The 24,955-nt window shown below is 51.1% G+C and carries 23 protein-coding genes; 5 read left to right on the top strand and 18 right to left on the bottom strand.

The genetic code is table 11. The features are described 5' to 3' along the window. The first annotated feature begins 430 nt into the window (after positions 1-430). Positions 431-850 (top strand): GNAT family N-acetyltransferase, encoded by a 420-nt coding sequence (locus MKZ07_RS00390; RefSeq protein WP_036692940.1) that lies wholly within the window; start codon positions 431-433, stop codon positions 848-850. Positions 851-874: 24 nt separating this feature from the next. Here the strand turns inward: MKZ07_RS00390 and MKZ07_RS00385 are convergent, their stop codons facing one another. The 5 genes from MKZ07_RS00385 to MKZ07_RS00365 all read right to left on the bottom strand — a co-directional run bounded on the left by MKZ07_RS00385 (position 875) and on the right by MKZ07_RS00365 (position 7,062). Then, positions 875-2,233, bottom strand: a complete 1,359-nt coding sequence (locus tag MKZ07_RS00385; protein WP_036692817.1) for a hemolysin family protein — start codon at positions 2,231-2,233, stop codon at positions 875-877. A gap of 18 nt (positions 2,234-2,251) precedes the next feature. Continuing rightward, a complete protein-coding gene (gene yfkAB / locus MKZ07_RS00380) occupies positions 2,252-3,391 on the bottom strand; it encodes a radical SAM/CxCxxxxC motif protein YfkAB (protein WP_036692815.1) in 1,140 nt (379 codons plus the stop codon). Positions 3,392-3,560: 169 nt separating this feature from the next. Next, on the bottom strand, positions 3,561-4,667 hold the full coding sequence (locus tag MKZ07_RS00375) for an HD-GYP domain-containing protein (RefSeq protein WP_036692813.1): 1,107 nt from the start codon (positions 4,665-4,667) through the stop codon (positions 3,561-3,563). 58 nt (positions 4,668-4,725) lie between these two features. Next, positions 4,726-5,547, bottom strand: coding sequence for an undecaprenyl-diphosphate phosphatase (locus MKZ07_RS00370; RefSeq protein WP_036692810.1), 822 nt, complete (start codon positions 5,545-5,547; stop codon positions 4,726-4,728). A gap of 75 nt (positions 5,548-5,622) precedes the next feature. Next, entirely contained in the window at positions 5,623-7,062 is a 1,440-nt protein-coding gene (locus MKZ07_RS00365) for a bifunctional metallophosphatase/5'-nucleotidase (RefSeq protein ID WP_036692809.1), read from the bottom strand. Between the two features lie 153 nt (positions 7,063-7,215). On the opposite strand from MKZ07_RS00365, the gene MKZ07_RS00360 reads away from it, so the two are divergent. Together MKZ07_RS00360 and MKZ07_RS00355 are read left to right on the top strand one after the other, a co-directional pair. Then, positions 7,216-7,464, top strand: a complete 249-nt coding sequence (locus MKZ07_RS00360) for a MoaD/ThiS family protein (protein ID WP_036692939.1) — start codon at positions 7,216-7,218, stop codon at positions 7,462-7,464. Positions 7,465-7,623: 159 nt separating this feature from the next. Continuing rightward, positions 7,624-8,664: an HD-GYP domain-containing protein gene (locus tag MKZ07_RS00355; RefSeq protein ID WP_036692808.1), complete on the top strand. Its 1,041-nt coding sequence runs from the start codon at positions 7,624-7,626 to the stop codon at positions 8,662-8,664. 131 nt (positions 8,665-8,795) lie between these two features. Here MKZ07_RS00355 and MKZ07_RS00350 read toward each other — a convergent pair whose 3' ends face one another. The 3 genes from MKZ07_RS00350 to licT all read right to left on the bottom strand — a co-directional run bounded on the left by MKZ07_RS00350 (position 8,796) and on the right by licT (position 11,739). Continuing rightward, positions 8,796-10,658 (bottom strand): beta-glucoside-specific PTS transporter subunit IIABC, encoded by a 1,863-nt coding sequence (locus MKZ07_RS00350; protein WP_036692806.1) that lies wholly within the window; start codon positions 10,656-10,658, stop codon positions 8,796-8,798. Then, positions 10,648-10,821 (bottom strand): hypothetical protein, encoded by a 174-nt coding sequence (locus MKZ07_RS00345; protein ID WP_156949556.1) that lies wholly within the window; start codon positions 10,819-10,821, stop codon positions 10,648-10,650. The genes MKZ07_RS00350 and MKZ07_RS00345 overlap by 11 nt, the downstream gene beginning before the upstream one ends. A 72-nt stretch (positions 10,822-10,893) precedes the next feature. Continuing rightward, positions 10,894-11,739, bottom strand: coding sequence for a BglG family transcription antiterminator LicT (licT, locus tag MKZ07_RS00340; protein WP_036692805.1), 846 nt, complete (start codon positions 11,737-11,739; stop codon positions 10,894-10,896). A gap of 262 nt (positions 11,740-12,001) precedes the next feature. Here licT and MKZ07_RS00335 point away from each other — a divergent pair, with 262 nt between their 5' ends. After that, a complete protein-coding gene (locus MKZ07_RS00335; protein ID WP_235218366.1) occupies positions 12,002-12,250 on the top strand; it encodes a DUF7667 family protein in 249 nt (82 codons plus the stop codon). Positions 12,251-12,354: 104 nt separating this feature from the next. Here the strand turns inward: MKZ07_RS00335 and MKZ07_RS00330 are convergent, their stop codons facing one another. The 8 genes from MKZ07_RS00330 to MKZ07_RS00295 all read right to left on the bottom strand — a co-directional run bounded on the left by MKZ07_RS00330 (position 12,355) and on the right by MKZ07_RS00295 (position 23,094). Continuing rightward, positions 12,355-14,223, bottom strand: coding sequence for an ABC transporter ATP-binding protein (locus MKZ07_RS00330; protein WP_036692802.1), 1,869 nt, complete (start codon positions 14,221-14,223; stop codon positions 12,355-12,357). Continuing rightward, positions 14,220-15,989, bottom strand: a complete 1,770-nt coding sequence (locus tag MKZ07_RS00325; protein WP_341023957.1) for an ABC transporter ATP-binding protein — start codon at positions 15,987-15,989, stop codon at positions 14,220-14,222. The genes MKZ07_RS00330 and MKZ07_RS00325 overlap by 4 nt, the downstream gene beginning before the upstream one ends. A gap of 737 nt (positions 15,990-16,726) precedes the next feature. Further along, complete coding sequence (gene sufB / locus MKZ07_RS00320; protein WP_036692799.1) at positions 16,727-18,124, bottom strand: Fe-S cluster assembly protein SufB; 1,398 nt, start codon at positions 18,122-18,124, stop codon at positions 16,727-16,729. Positions 18,125-18,162: 38 nt separating this feature from the next. Then, positions 18,163-18,579, bottom strand: a complete 417-nt coding sequence (sufU, locus tag MKZ07_RS00315) for a Fe-S cluster assembly sulfur transfer protein SufU (RefSeq protein WP_341023955.1) — start codon at positions 18,577-18,579, stop codon at positions 18,163-18,165. After that, positions 18,566-19,792, bottom strand: coding sequence for a cysteine desulfurase (locus tag MKZ07_RS00310; RefSeq protein WP_076155073.1), 1,227 nt, complete (start codon positions 19,790-19,792; stop codon positions 18,566-18,568). The genes sufU and MKZ07_RS00310 overlap by 14 nt, the downstream gene beginning before the upstream one ends. After that, positions 19,789-21,090 carry a Fe-S cluster assembly protein SufD gene (gene sufD / locus MKZ07_RS00305; protein ID WP_036692793.1) on the bottom strand — a complete coding sequence of 434 codons (1,302 nt, stop codon included), beginning with the start codon at positions 21,088-21,090 and terminating at the stop codon, positions 19,789-19,791. The genes MKZ07_RS00310 and sufD overlap by 4 nt, the downstream gene beginning before the upstream one ends. A gap of 25 nt (positions 21,091-21,115) precedes the next feature. After that, the gene (gene sufC / locus MKZ07_RS00300) at positions 21,116-21,898 is read right to left on the bottom strand and encodes a Fe-S cluster assembly ATPase SufC (protein WP_341023953.1); all 783 of its coding nucleotides are present in this window, start codon (positions 21,896-21,898) and stop codon (positions 21,116-21,118) included. A gap of 149 nt (positions 21,899-22,047) precedes the next feature. Beyond that, the gene (locus MKZ07_RS00295; protein WP_341023952.1) at positions 22,048-23,094 is read right to left on the bottom strand and encodes a nitroreductase family protein; all 1,047 of its coding nucleotides are present in this window, start codon (positions 23,092-23,094) and stop codon (positions 22,048-22,050) included. Positions 23,095-23,282: 188 nt separating this feature from the next. Here MKZ07_RS00295 and MKZ07_RS00290 point away from each other — a divergent pair, with 188 nt between their 5' ends. Beyond that, positions 23,283-23,762 carry a MarR family transcriptional regulator gene (locus tag MKZ07_RS00290; RefSeq protein ID WP_036692786.1) on the top strand — a complete coding sequence of 160 codons (480 nt, stop codon included), beginning with the start codon at positions 23,283-23,285 and terminating at the stop codon, positions 23,760-23,762. 76 nt (positions 23,763-23,838) lie between these two features. Here MKZ07_RS00290 and MKZ07_RS00285 read toward each other — a convergent pair whose 3' ends face one another. After that, a complete protein-coding gene (locus MKZ07_RS00285) occupies positions 23,839-24,300 on the bottom strand; it encodes a Dps family protein (RefSeq protein ID WP_036692784.1) in 462 nt (153 codons plus the stop codon). Positions 24,301-24,577: 277 nt separating this feature from the next. Further along, on the bottom strand, positions 24,578-24,880 hold the full coding sequence (locus tag MKZ07_RS00280; RefSeq protein ID WP_036692781.1) for a YunC family protein: 303 nt from the start codon (positions 24,878-24,880) through the stop codon (positions 24,578-24,580). Between the last annotated feature and the right edge of the window lie 75 nt (positions 24,881-24,955).

The following is a 24,955-nucleotide window of genomic DNA, read 5'->3' as shown; positions in this document are numbered from 1 at the left end:
CCTCTTAATTGTTGAGAGCATACCTTCATGCTTCCAGATCTTTGACAGTTACCTTCGTAACTAACTTATGACCGCTCCTGAAGGGAAAAGAACCCCTGCGCAAAAAAACAAGGTACATCAGCAGCCCTGTCATGGCTGCTTGATGTACCCTGTTGTAAAGGTAGCCGCTATTCCGGCGGCTCTTCAGCATACTCTCTCTTCCTCCGCGTCCTCTGTATCCTCTTCGGCTGCAGGCGGAGCTTTCCACTGGGTATTAACTTACCTCATTTAAAGCGCATCACATCACGGGTAAGAACACATCTCTCCTGCCTGCTCCTTATCAAGTACCAGCCGACGATAAAATTGACCTGATTGTGGTTCTGGACACACTCTTTCTCAGGGGATATTGTTGATGTTGTTTCAATATCTCTTGCATGGAGGAGTGTACGCAATGATTAGACAAGCAACCGCCGATGATTGGAAGGAAATATCCTCTTTACTTGACCTGTTGGGATATCCTAATACCGGCTCTTTTATTAAAGGCAATATAGAAAAGTTAATCGCTCATCCTGACGAAGAGCTAATGGTATATGAAGATGAGGGACGAGTTGTAGCTTGCATTTCGTTGCATTATATTCCCCAGCTAGCTCTTCCAGGGGACATTGCTTGCATTAGTTATCTTGTTGTTGATTCAACAACAAGAAGTACAGGCATTGGACGTGAAGTTGAAGAATACGCAAGCCAGGCAGCTAAAAAGAGAAACTGCGACAGAATCCAGGTACATTGCCATTCCCGGAGGGTTGACGCACATCGGTTCTATAATCGGCAAGGTTTCTCAGAGTCTCCAAAATACTTCACAAAGATGTTATAACAAAAGAGCGCGGAATAACTCCGCTTACTCTTTATCTTCTTCCCAACCTTCCGCATCCTCTTCAGGCTCTGGAGAAGGCTCGCGGTGGATGTTGATCCGGGTGATCCGCAGCCGGGTGGACTCCTCCACCTCGAAGGTGACATCGCCAACTACAACTTTCTTGCCCTTGGACGGATTGCCCTCCAGCTCCTTGAACAGCCAGCCGCCGATGGAATCCACCTCGTCATCCTCAATTACAACGCCCGTGAGATCGTTGACGTCTTCAATCAGCATCCGGCCCTCCACGGAGATGTAATCCCCGTTACGCTCCACGCTGGGACGTTCATCCTCGAACTCGTCATGCAGATCGCCGACGATCTCCTCCAGGATCTCTTCAGCGGTCAGCAGCCCCGCAGTTCCGCCGTACTCGTCGACTACCAGCGTCAACTGGGCCTTGTTCTTCTGCATCAGTCGCAGCGCATGGCTAATCTCCATCGATTCCGGTACATTCAGAATCGGCCGGACCAGGGAAGCCAGATCATTTTGCTGCTCAGGTGGGGCGAACAGCAGATCCGTGATATGGATGAAGCCGATAATCCGGTCCTTATCTTCTAAGGCCACCGGATAACGCGAATGCTTCGTTTCCGTAATGATCCGCATGTTCTCCTCCAGCGGAAGATTGCTGTATAGTACATCCATATCGGTACGCGGCAGCATCACCTCACGGGCAAGCAGGTCCGAGAATTCGAAGATGTTGTCCATCAGCTTCATTTCATCCTGATCGATCACCCCGCTCTTCGCGCTCTGATTCATCAGAATGCGGATTTCCTCCTCTGAATGGGCAGCCTCAGCTTCACTGGCCGGCTCTACGCCGAACAGTCTCAGCAGAGCGTTCGCTGACGCATTCAGCACCCAAATGAAGGGCAGAAACAGATTATAGAAGAACATCAGCGGAGCGGACAACAGCAGTGCCGAGCCTTCTGTTTTTTGGATAGCCAGCGATTTCGGTGCCAGTTCCCCCAGCACAATATGTAAGAAGGTAATAATGGAGAAGCCGACGATCACAGATACCGTAGAGATTAACGTTTGGTCAGTAACACCGATCTGGTACATCAGAGGCTCCACCAGGAGTTCCGAGATCGCCGGTTCCCCGACCCAGCCGAGTCCAAGAGAAGCAAGTGTAATCCCGAACTGGGTGGCTGAGAGATACGAATCCAGCCGCTTGTTGACCTTCAGCGCATATCCGGCCATTTTGTTGCCTTCGCTGACCAGCTGGGTCAGACGGGATTGTCTGACCTTGACCAGTGAGAATTCCGCCGCAACGAAGATACCATTTAATAATACGAGCACCAGAACGAGCAAAAGATTAAGCACTAATCTTCCTATGTCAAATTCCGTATGCACTATAATAACGCCCCATTTCTACAAGGTGATCGCTTTTCTGGTTTTGAAATCGACCCCGGGATAATACATATCGGCCACGAGCAGGTTAGGCCCGCAGCAGCCTGCGGCATCGCAGTAACAATTCACTTGCTGATTCAAGGGATGCTTAGTCTGCCACTCGGTGAAAATATCATCCAGCTTCGCGCTGCTGATATTGCCAAACGCGGATATATCGGCAAAGTCCGTTACAAAGACGTCGCCCGTGAACAGGTTCACATTAACCCGGTTTCTTCCGTCCGGATCATTACGCAGCGTTACATTCTTCTCGCTGCGCAGTCTGCTCAGCAGCTGCTGGTCTTCCTCCAGGAAGCTGCAGGCGAAGAACGGCAGCGTGCCGAACAGCATCCACATCTCCGGGTCACGATGATCCAGGAGGGAATGAATCGCAGTATTCATCTCCCGGAGCGACAGCACAGGCAGCTTCGAAGCGAAGCTGGAGGCGTACATCGGGTGTACCTCATGACGTCTTGCCCCCATGTCCCCAATCAGCCGGTGAATCTCGGGAAGCTTGGTGTGTGTACGGTAGTTGATCATCGACTCGGCAGAGATCAGCATTCCATCGCTGCTCAGCTGGCGGGAATTCTCCAGCATCGTGTCATACAGCCGATAGGCGGCCTCCTTCGAGACCGGGTGACCGCTGTTCGCGAAGCCCACCTCGTGGAAGTCATCGCCGTTCACATAGTTGAACGAGATATGCATAACGTCCAGGTAAGGGAGCAGCTGCTCATAACGGGAATATGGCATGGTCAGGTTCGAGTTGATCTGTGAACGGATACCCCGCTCCCGTGCATATTTCAGCAGCGGTACGATAGTATTCTCCACCGTTCCTGCACGGAACATCGGCTCCCCGCCCGTAATGCTGATGGTCTGCAGGTGCTCTACCTCCTCCAGACGCTTCAGCATCTGGGTCAAAGGCAGCAGCTCTCCCTCTTTCATCGTGAGACTATCGCCGACGGCGCAATGCTCGCAGCGCATATTGCACAGATTCGTGACCGTCATCTCTACACTGGTCAGTACATGCTGCCCGTATTCGCGGAGTGAAGTAATCGGGTCCCACGGATCATACTCCGGCGACAGCTCTTTTACAGGGATTATAGATGATGGCTCTAATATACTCATTTCTTAAGGCTCCTTTAATGCTTATTCCTTATTATTAACCCAAAACAAAAGAAAAAGAACGATAACTTAAGCTATATCATACCACGACTACTCAAAAAAACAGCAAGGCGGAGAATACAGCTCCGCAATTCCTGCAGATACCCTATTCTCTCCTCGCTGCGCAGAACACCTATCCGGTACTTTTCACTACAGGTTCTCCCCCGTCCGTCACATCCACAATGACTACAGAGAGGGCTTTGCTGAGATCACGTTCATAGGGGGTAACCGTTTCGCCTTCGGGTCCGTTCAGCACCCGGACAACAGGCCGATGCGGCGTGCTGGGATCAATCTTGACCACCACACCGCTCTCGCCGGAGCTGAGCTTCACCGTAAGTCCCAGCGGATAGATGGCCACACGGTCTCTGAATAACTCCAGCTGCTTTTGTTCGTACAGGGTTCCAGAGCCGACATACAGCGCTTCTACCGCCTGATGGGGCAGCATGGCTTTTTTGTAGATCCGGTTGGAGGTCATCGCATCATAGGAATCTGCTACGCCCAGCCATTTCGCATATTCATGGATCTGCGGACCCGTCAGGCCGCGCGGATAGCCGGAACCATCAATCCGTTCATGATGCTGCAGAGCACAGTGAGCCGCCAGCAGAGGAATATTCGGCTCTTCCTTGAGAATGCGGTATCCAATCTCGGTATGCGCCTGCATATGGCGGAATTCCTCCTCGCTGAGCATACCGGGCTTTTGTACAATTTTGACAGGAATCTGCGTCTTGCCGATATCATGCAGCAGCGCCCCAAGCCCGATGACCCGCAGCTCTTCTTTGCTGTAGCCATGGGCAATGCCGAGCACCAGCGTATACAGGCATACGTTCAGGGAATGGACGTACAGGTAATTATCAGCCGTGTGCATGTCAAGCAGCATGATCATCGGGTCCTCTTGCAGGGACATGTCGTCGAGGATGGAATCCATCACCTTGGAGAATTTCTTGTCCAGATGATAAAAGCCTTTGGTAATCCCCGAGGCGCCAGACATCTGCTGGAACTGGTTACGGATCACCTTGAGCGCCTGATTACGCGTCTCATCCTGCAGCATTCCGGGAATCACAATATCCTCCGTGAGTGAATCCTCAATATAGATATAGCCGATATCGATTCTGGCGAGCCGCTTGATCAAGGGATCGGTAAGCTCCACTCCGTCCGCGAGCAGAACCAGCCCTTCATCATTATATATTTTTTTACCCAGCTTCATTCCCGCCTGAAGCCGATTGACGGATACTAGACGCACCTTGGCTCACTCCTGCCTTTAACGGTAAAATTGCTTATCTGTGATGCCAGGCTGAGAATCAACGCATAATAAACAGCCAGAAGGCGGCTGCAAGTATGAAGCGGTAGATGGCAAAATGCGTCGGTCTGATCTTCTGGATCATTCTCATGAACAGAACCACCACCACATAGGCCACGATGAAGGAAATGATGAAGCCGATGACAAAATACCCGATGGTCTCACTCGTGAAATTCTTGTACGAATCCAATAGCTCATACCCCGAGGCCGCGCACATAATCGGAATCGCGATGAGGAAGGAGAAGTCGGCTGAAGCCTTGTAGCTCACCCCGCTCAGCATCCCCCCGGAAATTGTTGAGCCGGAGCGGGAGAACCCGGGCCAGAGGACGGAAATAATCTGGAACAGTCCGATCGAAAGTGCCTGCCCGTAAGACAGATCATCCAGGTCATGCGCCGTCACGCGGATCTTGCGTTTGTTGACCCATTCGGCAATGATCATCAGAATACCGCCTGCTACCAGTGCCCAGAGGACGGTGGATGCCCCGAAGAGGCTTTTGATAAAGTCCCTTGCAAAAAAAGCTACAGCGAGCGCAGGCACAATGCCCAGCAGCACATGAATCAGGTTCAGGCGGGCTGCCGGCATTACGCCCCCTCTGTCTCTGCGGCCGAAGCCGAGCAGATTCACAATCCGCTGACGGTAAACCAGCGCAATGGCCAGTATGGCCCCCAGCTGAATCACAATCTCATAAGTCTTCATAATCGAATCCTGCTCATTGAAGCCCAGAAGCTTAGTCGTTAAAATCATGTGTCCCGTCGAAGAAACCGGAATGAACTCCGTAATTCCTTCCACAATTGCCAGAATAATGGCTGTAATTGTATCCATATTACTCCTCCTGATCTAGTCAATGAAACCTGGTAATGCGTTAACTATCAATTTGATTAAACATGGTATGGATCATCAGGTGGATTGCCTCTCCCAGCGAACCGCTTCACACTCATCCAGACTCCCCGGCCGCTGCAGCTCCATCCGCAGCAGATCGCGCAGGAAATGAGGAAGCATAAATACCGCCTCCCGGCCGTTGGCTATACTCTCATAGCCTGTACGGAACGTAAACATATCCAGCGTGCCGACACTATATACCTTGGTATCCTCCAGCTGCTCCCCGCCGGCAAAAATCGCAATACCGTTATCATAAGGCATGACCCTAGGATCGTACAAGATTTTTAATCCGTCCACGGCCAAGGTGCCCAGTACTTCTCCCCGGAAGCCGTATCCATAGATGACCTTATTGCGGAACTCTGCCATCAGACTCTGTTCCAGTGCAGTGCGGATATCCTTGCCTGTCAGCTGTACAATACAGGGATTAATCGGAGAAGGACATAAGGCATGCAGCATGCCCGCGGTGATGTTGCCCTCCGGCAGCGGGCCAAGCAGCTGGCCTGTATTAACAAGCGAGATGGGGCTGCCTGTGAACTGGCGGACCGCCTGTGCCAGCAGGTTGCCAAAAGGAGATTCCCCCTGCAGGTCCAGCGAAAGCATGCGGTCGCTGATGGCAACCGTCTCCTCCAGGGCTTCACGCCCGCGCAGCAGATGGATCGCCGCCGCCGGAGCGACAAGCTCCTCCGTCAAGGCAGGATCGACTGCCGTGCAGACTCCTTCGGCCAGGTGAAACGATCCGCCTGGCTGCTCCCGCTCGAAGACCACCCGTCCGGCGTACCGGCCGAATTTGCCGGCGCCGCATACGGCTGTCCCGTTAATCATCTGCGGCTGCTCCAGCATATGGTGGGTGTGCCCGCCCAGAATGGCATGCACGCCTTCCAGCTTCTCTGCCAGCCTCTGGTCTGCGGGCAGCCCCAGGTGTGACAGAATGATCACGATATCCACCTGCGGGGCAAGCAGCTGAACCTGCTCGCGCAGTGCCTCTTCCGGGTCCAGCACATCCCAGCCGAGCAAGGAATAGAAGGAGGTGAACGCCGCCGTCGCACCAGTTATTCCAATCTTGATCCCGTCTTTCTCCAGAACCGCGCGGCGCTGCATCCAGTGCGGCGGCTCACCGGTGGCGGACTCCAGGAAATTGCAGCATACTACAGGACACTGGATGCCTGTGAATATGGCTGAGAGCATCTCCTTGGAGAAGGTGAGGCCTTCGTTATTACCGATGGTGACTGCATCGTATCCGGTCAAATTCATAATATCGATGTTGGCCTGTCCCATCGTGCCTTCCGTCTCTACGGCAGCGCGGTCCATATGATCTCCGATATCAAGCAGCAGCACCGGCTCCTCGCCCGCCGCTGCCTTCATCGCGGATATCACTGCCGCGAGCGGACTCATCATTTCAAAGTGGCTATGTATATCATTGGTATGAATAATGGTTAATCTTTGCGGCCCAGGCTTCATAAGCTGGCTTCCCTCCCACTTGTACAGCCGTTTATAAAGTAAGCGGCAGGCTTGTTCTGTTCTAGAGTTAGCATAACATTTTCAGACTCAATATGGTATATTGTAATCATTATAAGCTGTCCTAAGCTTAAGTCCAGAAAGGGTGAAGAACACATGCATATCTCTATCCGGCTGTTCGCCGGTCTGGCCGAAATTATCGGTTCCTCCACTCTGGTCTTCCACGCCCATGAGTCCCCTGTAACAGCTGGCCGGCTGAAGGAACTCCTCTCCGCCTCCTATCCCGATGCTGCGCCGCAGATCGGTGTATCCCTGGTAGCCGTTGATCAGGAATATGCGCCTGATGATACAGATATTACCGAAGGCTCAGAGGTAGCCTTCATTCCGCCCGTGTCCGGCGGTTAACCGGACCGTTCCCCTTCCGCGAATATGCACAGGAACACAACAGGTTAGGACCAGCGGGTTGCACAATCTGCAAGCTACAATCAGTACTCTTACACCATTGAATATTGCGGACTTTGTTGCTATGCTGTAAAAAATTGCTATAGTAAGGTGGCCTATTCATTGAGAGTACACGTGATGGATCTTAAACCGGGTGATCATCTGCAGATGGATACCTTCAGCTCTCGCGGGCTGCATGTACTCCCTAAGGGATCACGGCTGCAAATGGAGGAAATCGCCAAGCTGATACAGCACGGCGTTGATTATGTAGATATTGACACGGTACAGGAAGAACCCGCCCCTTCCAGCCGGACCTCAATTATCCAGGCCGCAACCAACAGCTTCGATACCATGATTGACGGCTTTGAGTCTCTATATATGGAAGCGCTCAGCAAAGGCAGCTTCAATCAGTCTGTAGTGGATGATATTCTTCAGCCGACCTTATCCTCGCTAGACAAACACAAGGATGTAGTAACCCTCCTGCTGTTGCTGGACCGGGAGGATAATTATACCTATAACCATTCCCTTCAGGTTGGCATGCTCTCGTATTATCTGGCTACGTGGCTTGGCTATTCTAAGTCAGAGTGTTACGAGATCGGCCGTGCGGGATACCTGATTGATATCGGCAAATGCCGCATCTCCCCCGCCATTCTGAACAAACCCGGCAAATTAACGCCTGATGAATACGAAGAGATCAAATTACATACGGTTTACGGTTACGAAATCATACAGAATTCCATGAACGATCCTTTCACAGCTCTGGTTGCCTTGCAGCATCATGAACGCGAGGACGGCTCCGGTTATCCCAAGCAGCTGACTAAGACAGACATTCACCCTTACGCCCAGATTGCAGCCGTTGCGGATATTTACAGCGCTATGACCACTCACCGGGTCTATCAGTCCAAGCAGGAGCTAATTTCCGTTTTGCGTGAGATCAACTCCCTTAGCTTCGGTAAGCTGAACGGCAAACCGGTTCAGGCCTTCATCAATCATCTGATGCCTAACTTCATCGGGAAGCGCGTCCTGCTGAACACCGGTGATATGGGTGTCATCGTGATGAACAACCCGCTGGATGTCTTCCGTCCGCTTGTGCAGAGCGAAGGCAGGTTCCTTGACCTGTCACGCGAACGCACAATTGCCGTCGTTGAGATTTACATGGAGTAGCGAGACTTCCTCTACGCAGGATAAATCCTTACATTTCACATAAATCAAGCAGCACCCCTGCGTTGGCGCAGAAGTGCTGCTTGAAGTTGAAGAACAACTGAAGCCTCCCCCGGCCGGGGGAGGCTATCATTTTATCGGATTAGTGTGAGCAGCAGCTCGCCGCTAGGCACTTCTGTCCCTGTGCTCTTAAGCACATCGAGGTATTGTGCCGAGTTGGTCACAATCACTGGTGTTGCAGTTACAAATCCGGCAGCACGGATGGCTTCAAGGTCAAATTCAAGCAATAGCTGACCCTTGACCACCTTGTCGCCTTCCTTCACTTTTTTGGTAAAATGCTGCCCCTTAAGCTTCACGGTATTAACACCGACATGAATCAGCAGCTCCGCACCGCTATCCGAAGTGATGCCGATGGCATGTCCTGTCGGGAATACAGTAGTTACGGTACCGTTCACAGGGCTGGTCAAGATGCCTGAAGAGGGCTCAATGACTATCCCCTTGCCCATGGCGCCGGAAGCAAAAGCTTCGTCAGGCAGGGTGTTGAGCGGCTGCAGCGTACCGGAGAGCGGGCTTACAACCAGTTCTTTATCAATCAGCGTCGGTGTAGTTATACCCGAGGTTCCGCCTGGATTAACCGATGCCGCAGCAACTGTCTCAGGCTCCTTATAGCCAAGTACTAACACCAGTACAGTGGACAGTACAAATGCTACCAGTATACCAATGACTACCCAGACAAATCCGGTGCCGAAATACGTCGGCAGGGCCAGCAGACCCGGCAGCGAGAAGGACAATGCTCTTGCGCCGCCTGTTGCAATAATTGCACCGCCGATAGCGCCGGAGATACAAGCGTAGATGAACGGTTTTTTGAGCTTCAGAGTGACTCCATAAATCGTGGGTTCAGTAATTCCGAAGACTGCTGATAGTGTAGAAGAACCGGCAAGCGCCTTAAGCTGCGGGTTCCGCGATTTCAGGAATACACCGAATACAGCCCCGGCCTGCGACAGAACGGCCGCACTGAGAATAGGCAGCATGGTATCCTGACCCAATGTAGCAATATTGCTGAGCATGATCGGGACGAAGCCCCAATGTACACCAAAGATTACGAATACTTGCCAGAACGCCCCGGCTATGGCTCCGGCCACAAGCGGACTTAGATTGTAGAGCCAAGTATAGCCGGAAGCGAGTCCGTCACTGATCAGCGAGCCTACCGGTCCGAAGGCCAGGAACGTAAGCGGAATAACAATGAGCAGCGCGAACATGGGAACAAGAATATTCCGCACCGACTCATGAATGAAGGAACGGAACCACCGTTCTACATACGACTGCACCCATACCGCCAGAATAATCGGGATCACGCTGGAGGAATAGTTGATGAGTACGATCTTGATCCCCAGGAAGTGCAGCGGGTCTGGTGAGCCTACGGCCGCAATGACTGCGGGATAGATCAAGGCTCCGGCTATGGCAATCGACACGAACTGATTCGCCTTGAATTTGCGCGCTGCTGTAACCGCCAGGAAGACAGGCAGGAAATAGAATACGCTGTCGGCCGCCGCATTAAGGATCATGTAAGTGCCGCTGGTGGCGCTAATCCACTCCAGGGACAGAATCAGAGCCAGCAAGCCTTTGAGGATCCCTGCCCCGGCCAGTGCACCCAGAATCGGCGAGAAAATGCTCGAAATGATGTCCACCGCTTTGCCCAGAACTCCGGTGCTTTCCGAGCTCTCGTCGCTGCCGATTTTCTCCGCATCCTGAAGCGAGGTTTCCTTCATAATCTGCTCGAAGACCTGGCTGACATTGTTGCCGATGACCACCTGGAACTGTCCGCTGTTCTCCACTACTGTAATGACTCCCGGCGTTTTCTCCAGCGCTGCTTTATTGGCTTTGCTGTTATCCTTCAGCTTGAATCTTAAGCGTGTGGCACAATGAAAGACGGAATTCACATTCCCTTCTCCGCCAACGAGTGTGATGATTTTTTTGGATAAGTCTTTATCGCTCATTTGAGTTTGCTCCTTTGAAAGTTCTGTATTTAAGCATCGTTGCAGAGACGAGTTGTGCCAGCTTTTCTATCTTTCCCCTCTGCAAACAAGAAAAACCTGAACTCAAGGCAAAAGAGGCGTCATTACACGCTTTTTTTGCCATCAGTTCAGGTTTTGCCTGCATGACCAGTTACACCCTGAAAGATGATATGAAAATATGAAATGTTGTAGTCCTGCGTATGTTATCTGTTATGTGTTACTCCAGATTATTGCGTTCTGTTACACGCTGAATGTGAATCGTCAGATAGACATATTCATCCTTACTGAGGCTCTGACCATGCGATTTCTCCAGATATTCATTGATCTTGCCTACACATTCGAAAGCCTTGACATAGGTAATTCTCACCTGGTTGTACAGGAACTCTTCCCCGCTATTATTGGTCTCCTTCTTCAGCACACGCATGGAAAAATACTGCAGATGGGTCAGGAACCGCGAGTAGTTAAGTGAGGTCTCGTCCAGCACCACCTTATAATGATAAGTAACGATATTCAGAATATTCTGAACGATCTCTGTCATCTTGATCGTCGATCTAACCTCCGTGCCATCCATTCTGGCATTGACCAGATGCAAGGCAATGAAGCCGGCTTCGTCCTCACCCAGCGAGAGGCCGGTGGTCTGTTCGATCATCTTCAAGGCATCCAGCCCGATCCCGAATTCCTTCTGGTAAAAGCGCTTGATCTCAAACAGCATCGCATTCTTCAGCTGAATCCCCTTCTCAAAACGCTCCAGCGCGAAATGGATATGATCCGTCAGCGTCAGATAGAGATTATCGTTCAGCTCCGTGTGCAGCACTCCACTCGCGTAGGTGACAATGCCGCTGGCCAGCTCCAGGTGAGCTACCGGAATATCATTCAGCAGTTCAGTCAGCCGGGCAGTGAATTCATTCTCATTCAGCAGAAAAATCTTATCCACCTTGGCAGGATCAACATAATCCCCCGCTACCTTATTGAAGGAAATCCCTCTGCCCATCACAATAACCTCCTTGCCCTTCTGGTTCTTGGTCAGGAGCACATTATTGTTCAGCACCTTCTCGATAATCATCTCTATTTCACCTCCTGCCGCATAGTTTGTACAAAAAAAGCCTAAGTTGATCCCAATATCATTCATAAAATGATACTCGCATCAGCTTAGGCATTGCCCGCGTTACCGGTCACAATCCTGTATTACTGCTATTGTAGCATAAATAAAAGCGATTTCAAGAACTTTATTTATAAAGATCTAAATATTCATATTAGGCTTGATTCGGTTTGAAACCGGATCTTGAGGGCCACGCTAATAGCAGACAGTAATACAAGGAGGAGATATGATGCTTGCGGTTCACCAGCGCCTTGCCGAGCTATATACCCTGAGTCTGAAGCGCCCGCTGGCTCCGGCGGAACAAGACGAGCTTCAGCACTGCCTGCATGTTAACACCGTCTACTGCTGGGAAATGGCGCGCCTCCATGTCGAAGCCCTGCTGGCAGCAGATACTTATGATACCCAGTGGCAACAAGAGATCAGCGCGCAGCTGCTGGAGGTCCGGGTAAGCGGGAAGCCGGGGAAACGGTCTTGATGGAAAGGGAGCTCAGCGCACCACCTATACTTTCCAGCACATAAAAACAGCAGCCCATCCCCCATATCGGGGCCAGGCTGCTGCATGTGCTTCTACATGTGCTTCTACAAGAAGCGGAACTGCGCTTCAATTAATCCGTTATAAATACCGTCATGCTTGGTCAGCTCGGCATGATTGCCTTCTTCCTTAATCTCGCCGTGATCCAGGACCACAATCTTATCGGCATGCCGGATGGTCGAGAGGCGATGAGCGACGATGAAGGAGGTCCGTCCCTGAAGCAGCAGCTTCAGCGCTTCCTGAATCTTGATCTCCGTCTCCGTATCGATACTGGCTGTCGCCTCATCCAGAATCAGAATACGCGGATCGGCCAGCAGCGCCCGGGCGAAGGACAGCAGCTGGCGCTGGCCCATGGACAGTGCACTTCCCCGCTCCTCTACCTCGGTATCATAACCCCCGGGCAGCTTGGTGATGAAATCATGAGCATCTACGGCCTTGGCGACCTCTTCGATCTCTTCGTCCGTGGCATCCAGCCGCCCGAAGCGGATGTTGTCGCGGATCGTTCCCGAGAAGATGAAGGTATCCTGCAAGACAATCCCGATCTGTTCGCGCAGACTCTGGAGCTTCACCTCGCGGATATCCTGTCCATCAATGGTAATGCCGCCGCTCTTGATATCATAGAACCGGCCAATCAGGTTGATGATTGTGCTTTTGCCGGAGCCGGTATGCCCTACGAGAGCAATCGATTGGCCTGCTTTGACATCCAGATTAATGCCTTTGAGTGCCGCACGGCCCTTCTCATATTCAAACACAACATTATTAAAGTGAATATCCCCTTGGATCTTGGGCAGCGTTGTCGCTCCTGGCTTATCCTGAACGGCAGGCTGCTCATCGAGATACTCGAAGATCCGCTCTGAGGAAGCCATCGCAACAAGCAGCTGATTGTACATCTGTCCCAGCCGGTTGATCGGGTCCCAGAAGTTGCTGACATAACTGCTGAAGGCCACCAGGAGACCGACCGTAAGCTCACCGGACTGGATCAGATAAGCCCCGAGCCAGAAGAGGACCATCGTCCCGAAGCCGCCGGTGATTTCAATGATCGGACCGAACGCCTGGTTCATCGCTGAAGCCTTGTTCCACGATTTGCGGCTGTCCATATTCATGGCATCGAAATAATACATGTTCTCTTCTTCCTGGGTGTAGGCCTGAGTAACGCGAATCCCCTGAATCGACTCATTCAGATGCGAGTTGATCCGAGAGTTCTTCATACGCACATCCTGCCAGGCGATGCGGATTCTCTGCCGCAGCTTGGTGGAGATCAGGAACATGATCGGTACGGTAACCATCACCGCCAGCCCCAGCTTCCAGTTGATCAGCAGCAGAATAATCATAATGCCCAGCAGCTGCACACAGTCAATCATTAGATTGACGACCCCGTTGGTGAACAAATCCTGCAGCGAGTTGATATCATTGGTCACCCGGACCAGGACGGATCCGGCCGGACGTTTATCGAAGAAGTTGAAGGACAGCTTCTGGATATGCCGGAACAGGTCCGATCGCAGGTCATAAATCACCCGCTGGCCGATCACATTCGTATATTTGATCCGGTATACGCCGGCAATCCATTGAATCAGATACAGAATGATTACACTAGCCGTTAACGTGTATAGCAGCGTCAAGCTGGTGTTTCCGTCTTTTGGAGCAATTGCTTTATCAATCGCCATACTGGTCAGGAACGGAACCGTCAGCTTGGTAATCGTACCCAGAATCATCATGATCGAGACCAGCGGCAGCATTTGCTTCGCATATGGCTTCATATAGCTGAATAAGCGGGTGAACTGCTTCCAGTCAAAAGCCTTGTCGATCACATCATCGTCTTTATAGATAAAGCGTTCTTCCAGCGTCTGTTCTTCTACCTTACTGTTATCCGTATCTTTTACACCGTCAGTGGTCTGCTTGGAGGTCTCAAGGTTCATGCCGGATCACCTGCCTCTCGCTTCTTATCCCTGGCTAAGTAATCGGCGTACTGAATCCGGTACACATCCTGGTATGGCCCTGGGACCGCAATCAATTCCTGATGGGTGCCCTGCTGTACCATTCTCCCTTCATTCATGACAATGATCTGATCGGCATGGCGCAGGGAGGAGATGCGGTGGGCAATAATCAAGGTGGTCCGTCCGCGCATAACCTCCTGGAAGCCGGCCTGAATCTCGTGCTCCGTCTCCATATCCACTGCACTGGTCGCATCATCCAGAATGAGAATCCGCGGATTCTTGAGCAGTGCGCGGGCGATGGCAATCCGCTGCTTTTGGCCGCCCGAGAGACCCATTCCCCGCTCCCCGACTACCGTATCGTAGCCTTCCGGCATCTCCATAATGAAGTCATGCGCCTTCGCCAGCTCAGCGGCACGGATGATCTCATCCATGCTGACATTCTTCAGTCCATAAGAGATATTATTGCGGATCGATGAGGAGAACAGGAATGTCTCCTGGAACACCGTCGATATTTGCGAACGCAGACTGCGGACCTGGAACTCGCGGATATCCACGCCATCGAGCTTGATACTGCCCTGATTCACATCATAGGCACGCATCATCAGTTGGGTAATCGTGGATTTACCGGACCCCGTTCCGCCAAGGAAGCCAATGACCGCACCAGGCTCGGCATGGAAATGAATATCCTTGACTGCTGGCATTTTGTTGCCGTAAGCGAAGGTGACATGATCGAACTCTACCTCACCCTTTACTTCTGCCGATACAAGCTCGCGGGCATTCTCTATATCCCGGACATCGATTGTCTGATTCAGCACTTCCAGCACACGTTCACCGGAGGCTTTCGACTGGGTATAGTTATTGATGTGGAACCCTAGTCCCCAGACAGGGCCAATGATGTACCAGATCAGGCTGAAGAACGCAACCAGCTCACCCAGCGACATCTGCTTATTGATAACCAGAGTACCGCCGACACCCAGCAGGATGGCGACACTGACCGAAGCCAGCAGCTCCATGAACGGGAAGAATTTACTCCACAGCTCGGCTGCAAAAATCTGATTATCTTTATAACGTTCATTACGGTGTGAGAACTTCTCAACTTCGTAAGCCTCTCTGGCAAACGATTTGACCGTTCTTACCCCGGTGACATTCTCCTGTACAGCCGTTGTCAGGGAACTTAACGCCAGGCGCATCTCCTGAAAGGCCGGATGAATCTTGGATTCAAACTTAAGCGCGACGACCGCCAGAAACGGCATAGTGATCAGAGTAACTAGCGTCAGCTGCCAATTGATGGTGAACATCATAATGGAGCCGAACAGAACCATGAAGAACACATTCAACAATTGGGCAAATCCGAAGCCGATGAACATGCGGATCGCTTCCAAATCCCCGGTCAGCCGGGACATCAGGTCACCTGTCTTCGCCGTATCATAATACCGGAAGGACAGAAATTGCAGCTTCTCATAGCAGGCATTACGCAGCCGGTAAGCCAGGAAATTCCCCAGCCGTCCGCCGAAAAATCCATGGGCAAACTGCAGGCACGCCTTGACAATAATGACAGCAAGCACACTGAGAGCGAGTACGGGCACCTCAGTAAACTTTAGGGGAACAATAACATCATCGATCAATCTCCTTAACAAATTGGGGGTAATAAGCCCCACTGCAGTTGCGGCCGCCAAACATACAATCGACAGAATCAGATAGTGTAGCTTCTCCCGATAAAAGCCCCGCAGTTGCCTGAGAACATCCATATCTCTCCTCCTTAAAGCTTTACGAAGTAAAGCTGGCTCCGTAAGCATAAACTTAGCTTTACGAAGTAACCTTCCTCGTAAGCATAAACTTAGCTTTACGAAGTAACCTTCCTCGTAAGCAAGAACTTGGTCTCTAAATATCGCACCGCAAGCTAGCTTTTTTAGCGCTTCCAATTTAGTGACTTTAAGCAGTTTATCATCCCTAATTTAATGCGGCAAAGGGGAGAAACCACCGTTTTCCCTCTTTTTTCGGAATAAACCGGGCTTAAGCAGGGGCTAAAGGACGCCCGTCGTTTTAAATGCTGCTATTTCCTCGCAAATACTGCTCAATTAAGAAATAGCAAGATTCAACTGTCTGAATTAGCTTTACAGCAATCTAATAATAGGGATTTTATGTATTTTTGTTGCGAAATGGCTTCTGAAGAGGACTGAGATTTCGCTAATCGAGAAAATCAGCAGTATTTACTTAGCAATCGGACTCAGATTCCTTTATTTCACAGACCGGCCCTGTTTTAACATCTCGAAAGACAATATAAGGGAAACTCAGTCCGTTTCAGCACCAATATGAGCTTTTTTGAAGATATAAGAGCTTCTCAGTCCACCTCATCCCTACTACAGAAAAAAACTCAAGCAGTCCTAATAGAACACAAAAATGCCCACAGAGCTTTGACCAACCTGCATCAAAGTTCTGTGGACACTCAGTACATATATCTTTGAATATTGGAGGAAGCTCCTGGTTACCCGATACTGCCTTCCATTTCAAACTTGATCAATCTGTTCATCTCGACCGCATATTCCATCGGCAGTTCTTTGGTGAACGGCTCGATGAAGCCCATGATAATCATCTGCGTGGCATCGGCTTCGGAGAGGCCGCGGCTCATGAGGTAGAATAGCTGCTCCTCAGACACCTTGGAGACCGTCGCTTCATGCTCAAGCACAATATTATCGTTCATGATCTCATTGTAAGGAATCGTATCCGAGGTGGACTCGTTATCCAGAATGAGCGTATCGCATTTGATATTGGATTTCGCGCCTTCTGCCTTGCGGCCGAAGGAAGCGAGTCCACGGTAAGTGACCTTGCCGCCGTGCTTACTGATCGACTTGGATACGATGGTTGAGGTAGTATCCGGTGCTAAGTGGATCATTTTGGCGCCTGCATCCTGATGCTGATTCTTGCCCGCTACCGCGATGGACAATACAGAGCCCTTGGCTCCACGGCCTTTAAGAACAACCGCTGGATATTTCATTGTCAGCTTGGAGCCAATGTTGCCGTCTACCCATTCCATGGTAGCATTCTCTTCGGCAACCGCACGTTTGGTAACCAGGTTATAGATGTTCGGTGCCCAGTTCTGAATTGTTGTATAACGGACACGGGCATTCTTCATGCAGAGAATCTCAACCACTGCACTATGCAGAGAGTTCGTGCTGTAGATCGGTGCAGTACAGCCTTCAACGTAATGCACGAAGCTGTCTTCGTCTGCCAGGATCAGAGTACGCTCGAATTGTCCCATATTCTCGGAGTTGATGCGGAAGTAGGCCTGCAAAGGAACTTCACACTTCACACCCTTAGGAACATAGATGAAGCTGCCCCCGGACCATACGGCACTGTTAAGTGCGGCGAACTTGTTGTCAGCAGGAGGAATGATCGTACCGAAGAACTTCTTGAACAGCTCCGGATGATCACGAAGCGCAGAATCTGTATCCGTGAAGATTACACCCTGATCTTCAAGGTTCTGCTGCATGCTGTGATAGACGACCTCGGATTCGTACTGTGCAGAGACACCGGCAAGGAACTTCTGCTCCGCTTCCGGAATCCCCAGCTTGTCGAAGGTCTCTTTGATCTCAGAAGGAACTTCCTCCCAAGTCTTGCCCTGCTTCTCTGAAGGTCTAACATAATATTGGATATCCTCGAAATCCAGATCATCCAGATTCCCGCCCCACTGCGGCATTGGCATCTTGCGGAACTGCTCCAGGGATTTCAGCCGGAATTCCAGCATCCATTCCGGTTCGTTTTTGATAGCGGAGATTTCCCGGACGATTTCTTCCGTGAGTCCTTTACCAGACTGAAATATCGACTTGTGCTCGTCACGGAATCCGTACTGGTATTCCTCCATATCAGGCGCTTTCTTAGCCATGGTGTCAGCCTCCTTGTGTAATGTTATTGATAAGCTTCTTACGTTTCTATGCCTTTGCGAAGCGCGTTCCAGGCCAGAGTGGCACATTTGATCCGCGCAGGAAATTTATTAACACCGGAGAGGGCCTCAATATCTTCGTAGTCTCCAAAATCGGCTGCCTCACCCTTCATTAGAGAGGAGAAGCTGTCGGCCATCTCAATCGCATGCGCTACTGTCTGGCCTTTGACCGCTTCCGTCATCATCGAAGCCGACGACATGCTGATCGAACAGCCTTCGCCGCTGAAACGGGCGTCTTGGACAACGCCATCCTCCACCTTAAGCTGAAGTGTAATACGGTCGCCGCAGGTAGGGTTATTGAGTTCGATCTTAAGTGCGTCGTCTTCAAATGAGCCGCGATTCCGGGGATTTTTGTAATGATCCATAATTACGCGTCTATATAAGTCATCCAAGTTCATAGCTGAAGTACTCCTTTGCCTTGATTAAGGCTTGAACCAGCGAATCTACATCCTGCTCTGTATTATACAGGTAGAAGCTTGCCCTTGCGGTGGAGCTGACCTCCAGCCAGCGCATGAGCGGCTGACAGCAATGATGCCCCGCGCGGACAGCCACGCCTTCCGCATCCAGCACGGTGGCTACATCATGCGGATGGACATCACCCAGGTTGAAGGTGACTACCCCCACCTGACGGTTACGGGGACCGTAGATCGTCAGATCGCTGATCTCCGACAGGCGCTGCTCCGCATAAGCAGCCAGCTGCATTTCGTGGCGGTGGATCTCATCCATCCCGACCTCCTGGAGGAAATCAATCGCTGCCCCTAATCCGACGGCACCCGCAATAATCGGTGTTCCACCTTCGAACTTCCACGGCAGCTCCTTCCAGGTAGACTCATACAGCCCGACATCATCGATCATCTCGCCGCCGAATTCGACCGGATCCATAGCTTCCAGCAGCGCCTTCTTGCCATAGAGAGCACCGATACCCGTAGGCGCAAGCATCTTGTGCCCGGACAAGGCGTAGAAATCACAATCCAGGTCCTGCACATCCACCTTCATATGAGGTGTGCTCTGTGCCCCGTCCACAACGATTACTGCACCGTTCCGGTGGGCAATCGCTGCAAGCTCTTTGATAGGATGGGTAACCCCCATGACATTGGATACATACGCTATGGCTACGATCTTCGTCTGAGCAGTAATCGTCTGCTCAGCATCCTCCAGCGTAATCGTCCCGTCCTTCTGCAGCGGAAGGAATTTCAGGGTGGCCCCGGTGTTCTTGGCCAGTTGCTGCCAGGGAATGAAATTGCTGTGATGCTCCATCTGGGTAATCACAATCTCATCCCCTTCCTTCAGGACGGAAGGACCGTAAGAGGAAGCTACAATGTTAAGCGCGGTCGTTGTCCCGCGTGTGAAGATGATTTCCTTCACGCTGCGGGCATTAATGAAGTTCTTGAGCTTCTCACGGGCGCCTTCATACGCATCGGTTGCCCGGCTCCCCAGGGTATGCACCCCGCGGTGTACGTTGGCATTATCCCATTCGTAGTAAGACTTGAGCGCCTCAATGACCTGGCGCGGCTTCTGTGAAGTGGCTGCACTGTCCAGGTAGACCAGAGGATGGCCGTTAATCTCTTGGTTCAGGATGGGAAACTGCTCCCGGATCTGACTGCTAATCATTGGCCTAACTTCCTTTCCACAAGAGATTGGAGCTGATTGCGCAGTCCCTCCAGTGGAATTTGCGACACAACAGGTGCAAGGAAGCCGTATATGATCAGTGTTTCTGCATCATGACGCGATAATCCCCGGGACATCAGGTAATAGACTTGCTCGTAATTGACCTGTCCTACAGAAGCGGCATGGCCTGCGGTAACATCATCTTCATCTATAAGCAAAATTGGGTTGGCGTCTCCGCGCGCTTTAGGGCTTAGCATCAGAACCTTCTCTGTCTGCTGTCCGTCAGCTCTGGTTGCGCCCTTCTCAATCTTCGTAATTCCGTTAATGATCGAGGTTGCTGAATCCCGCATAACAGCACGGGTAATCATATCACTCGGTGTATTCCGTCCGAAATGCTGCGCCTGTGTAGTGTAGCTCAGCTTCTGCGAGCCGGAGCCTACAGCAATTACCTTTGCATCTGAGCTTGAACCGTTGCCTTTAAGCACCGATTTGGTATCACTGGCTGTATCGCCATAGTTCATCTCACCGATGATCCATTCGATCGAACCGTCATTCTCCACAACGGCACGGCGGTAAGTAATATCTGTAGTATCCTGGCCGAGCTGATGCACCGTAGCGTATCTCACTGTAGCGCCAGCACCGACGAAGACTTCAACCGCTCCGTTATGCAGACCCGCTTCGGACTTATCCGATACATAGTTATCTACGTAAGTCACGGAACTATTCGAATCGGCTACAATCAGAATATGCGGTACAAAGGCAGCTTCAGCGTCATCCGTGAGCAGCACCGCCTGCAGCGGAGTCTCGAGGATGACATTCTTCGGAACGTAGAGGAATACCCCGCCGTTCCATAGTGCTGCATGCAATGCGGCGATGGAGTGCTCTTCAGGCAATACTGCCTTATGCAGATAACGCTGAACAAGGTCTCCATGCTCTCTGACTGCAGTCTGCAAATCGGTGAAAATAACCCCTTGCGCAGCCAGCTCCGGGGCTAGGCGGGCATATACAGCCCCTGAATTCCGTTGAATAATCAGGCTGCCTTCTTCTTGTCCTTCAATTAGCCCGGCAATAGAGGCTGGTGCCTCTTGAAGTGCCGCCAGCGACTGGCTTGGCTTGTATGCCCCATAGTTGTTGATATTCCAGCGGTCAATCCGCGTCTTCTCCAGCTTCGGCAGCTCAAGCTCAGCGGCAAGCTCCAGAGCCTTCAAGCGGCCGTCCTTCAGCCAGCCCGGTTCACCGCTGCTCTGCGACTGTGCGCTGAGCTGCTGGGCGTCCACGGGAAGAATGGTTTGCGTCGTCATAAGTGGTTTCCTCCTTCCAGCGTTTCTAAGCTTCTTGTCCTACAGTTTCGTCTTCGATGCCGAGCTCTTCCTTGATCCATTCATAACCTTCTGCTTCCAGTCTCTGTGCCAGCTCAGGACCGCCGGATTTGACAATCCGTCCCTGCATCATGACATGCACATAGTCAGGCTTGATGTAATTAAGCAAACGCTGATAGTGGGTAATAACCAGGAATGCGCGTTCCGGACTGCGCATAGAGTTCACACCGTCAGCAACTATTTTGAGTGCATCTATATCCAGGCCGGAGTCAATTTCGTCAAGGATGACGATCTTGGGGTCCAGCATCATCATCTGCAGAATCTCGTTACGCTTCTTCTCCCCGCCGGAGAAGCCCTCGTTCAGGTAACGGTGCAGGAACTCAGGATTCATATCCAGCTCCTTCATCTTGGTTTCCATCAGCCGGATGAAACGGATTAGAGAGATCTCACTGCCCTCTTCACGGCGGGAGTTAATCGCACTGCGCAGGAAGTCGGAGTTGGTCACTCCGCTGATTTCACTCGGATATTGCATCCCGAGGAACAATCCGGCACGGGCACGTTCGTCCACTGCCATCTCCAGGAGGTCTTCCCCTTCAAGTACAGCGGTGCCTTCTGTGACTTCATACTTAGGGTGTCCCATCAGCGCCGAAGCCAGCGTACTTTTACCCGTACCGTTCGGTCCCATCACGGCGTGAATTTCTCCGCCCTTCATCTGAAGATTGATTCCCTTCAGAATTTCTTTTCCTTCAATCGTCGCTTTCAGTCCCTCAATGACAAATTCTGCTGCCATAATAATTATTCCCTCCATTGATCGATTTGCGAAATCAGAAAGTTGTATTGTCACAGGTTAACCCTGATTACAAGCATTTAGATTTTTTATCACATTGTAATTATTATAAAGTGAATCAGGATGATTATCAATGATTCTCACTAATTTTATTACAAAGGTCCGGTTTTTACAAATGAATTCAGCTCTATTCTTACTTCTGGAGGCAAAGCTCTGGATTCTGGGCCGCTTTTGTCCCCGCCCAGTTCCAGCACAGTAACGATCCGCTCCAGCGGGTGAAGTCCAAGTGCCTTACACCGTTCCCGTTCATACACCCATTCCGGAATGTGGCGGCGTACCCGCCACGCTTCAGATTTGGCCAGAAGCTGAAAATTCTGAACGAGACAGCAGACTGCGGCATAATCCTCCTGCTGCTTATGAGGATCGGCTTCTTCTGTGGCTACAACCAGCAGCAACGGCATCAGGGCTTGCTCCTCTGCAGAGCTGAGTTGACGGGCAACCTCGCCGCCGGTTACGTAGACGAACCTCCACGGTTCCCTCAGGCCGTCATTCGGTGCCCAGACCGCTTCGTTCAGCAGCTTCTGTACGCTTTGTGGAGCAGGCAGAGTGGAATCTGCAAGCAAGCTGCCCTCCTCACCAATGATAGTCCAGCTTCGCTCAGCCGGCGTTCTTTTCCGCCCCTTCGGTGCCTTGTCAAAATAGCCGATTTCCAGAATTCCGGCAAACCGTTCTCCCTCACGCAAACCAATTTTTTTATATAAAGACTCGCTGAGAATTATGGGATCTGTGTACCACAGCATACCAAGTCCCTGCTCCCAGCCCAGCAGCTGAACGTTCTGCATGATGCTGCAGACCGCGGCATAATTCACATCCCGCTGCTGCTGCGTTTCAGCGGCTTCAGCAATGAAGAGGATGTGGGCCGGCGTATTCATTATTTGCTTCTTCAGAAGAACGGTCATTTTGGAAGGAAGGAGCTTGGCAAGAGTGCTTCCCTTAACCTTCGCGATCATACATTCTGCCAGTTCATCCCGGGACTCGGGGGTTCCGGCATAAAGACAGCGCCAGTGAGGTGTTCCCTCGGCCTCGTATAGACCGGCGGCTTCATTCAGCACAGATACAATAGTTTCCTGCTCAACTGGCATATCGCTGAATCTCCTAATCGTCCGCCGTTCTCTTATGGTTCCGGATACATTCTTCACTCTCATTCCTCCCCAAATATAGCTTTGGCATAAAAATAATTTACCAGTAAACTATATTTTCAAATATGGGGAATGTCAATCCATTATTTTAAACGATAAATCCGTTAAATAATTAGTTTACTAGTGAATAATAATGAACTAGAATGGATTTAGTAAATACAAGTTACAAGAAGGAGTGGCCTGGCCCCATGTATCCAGCCGAAGGACTTAAGCGCCTGCTGTATGACCGTTTTATCCATTTATCCCATTTATCAGAGGAATATATTGCCGCTGAAGAAAATACTTTGGCTGAACTCCTGCAGGAGCACGGGATTACGTTCTCATCAACCAGTCTAACCAGCATTCATGTCCTCGATTGTATCGGCAATAACGAACCGATTAACAGCACTGCAATCGCGGACAAAATGAAGCTGTCCAAGGCGAGCATCACCAAAATCAGCACCAAGCTCCTGCAGGATGGCTGCATCAAGCGAAGCCGGATGAACGACAACAAGAAAGAGGTATACTTCAGCCTTTCCCCTAAAGGCAGACAGCTCTTTGACATCCACGCCAAGATGCATGAGCACCTTGAACAGAAATTTCTCGAGAGCATGAACTCCTTCACCGAGCCGGAGCTGCAGGCTTCCCTGAAATTCGTCCAAACAATAATTGATCATAGTCCAAAATAACCACACTATCAAAAAAATAAAGCCTCCCGCGGGAGGCTTGCCTTCGTCTTCTTCATTCTGGACGCCTGCCTGGCAATCAGCCCAGGAAAGCGCGCAGCATCCACTGGTTCTTCTCCAGATCCGTGCGGATCTTGATGAACAGGTCTGCTGTCGGCTGGTCGCTGATTTCTTCTGCCAGCTCAATGCCTTCTGTCAGTTCTTCAGCCACTGTAGCGAAATCTTCGATCAGCGCCTGAACCATACCGCGGGCATCTTCTTTGCCTGTGGCTTCCTGAATGGTAGCCAGTTCCAGATATTCTTTCATAGTTGCTGCAGGGCTGCCTTTGATGCTCAGCAGGCGCTCAGCCACCTCATCCATTTTGAGTGTAATATCATCGTACAGCTCTTCGAACTTCACATGCAAGGCGAAGAACTGCTCACCCTTCACATACCAGTGATAGTTATGAACTTTCACATACAATACGTTCAAGTTGGCAACCTGACGGTTCAGTACCTGTTCCAATGAAGCAGTGTTCACTTTATTTGATGCTTTAGCCATGAGATGATCCCTTCCTTATCCACTTTAATTTAGCCGGCTGCTTGTCCATTATCCGGCCTTGCAGTTGTCTATTCTTCATTTACCCTTCTGCCTGGAGGGCGAAACAAGCTTGAACCCGGACATGCCCTCATCCCCGCCGCCAGATGCAAGCTTCTGTCCTACCCCGTAGGATGAACCAAGCAGTCGCTGGTTATGCTAAATAATACGGTTCAAAGACAGAATAAAGTCAGCCAAAGGACTGGGAAGTCCCTTGGCTGACTGCACATCGCTATGCGCCTTACATCATTAGCAGCAAGGCCTCTGCACCGGACATGCCTGGAACAATTCCCAGCTTCTCTGCTTCTATGGTTACAGACTCCAGCGGCGCGGCCAACAGCTGAGGAAGCGTGCGCACCCCGACAGCCCTTGCCGCAATAATCTGCCGGTCGCTCAGCACCTCGTTCAGCAGTCCTATATCCAGCGCCCCGCACATGATATATCCTTTGTCTGTACTGATGCTGAGCAGCGTAGTTTTGGGCAGCTTCACCTCAACACCTACCAGGACATGGTTGCCCACCATCATAGGCTCTAACGTTACCATTTGCAGCACCTCCTTCTTTTCACATTCACGTTGTAGGTTATGCTTCCGGCTCAGAGCGCGTGTGGACGATGGTCC

Origin of the sequence: Paenibacillus sp. FSL P4-0338 (assembly GCF_038002365.1) — a bacterium.
Classification (GTDB): domain Bacteria; phylum Bacillota; class Bacilli; order Paenibacillales; family Paenibacillaceae; genus Paenibacillus_AQ.
Note: the sequence above shows the minus strand (reverse complement) of the source record. Positions and strands in the feature narration are given on the sequence as shown.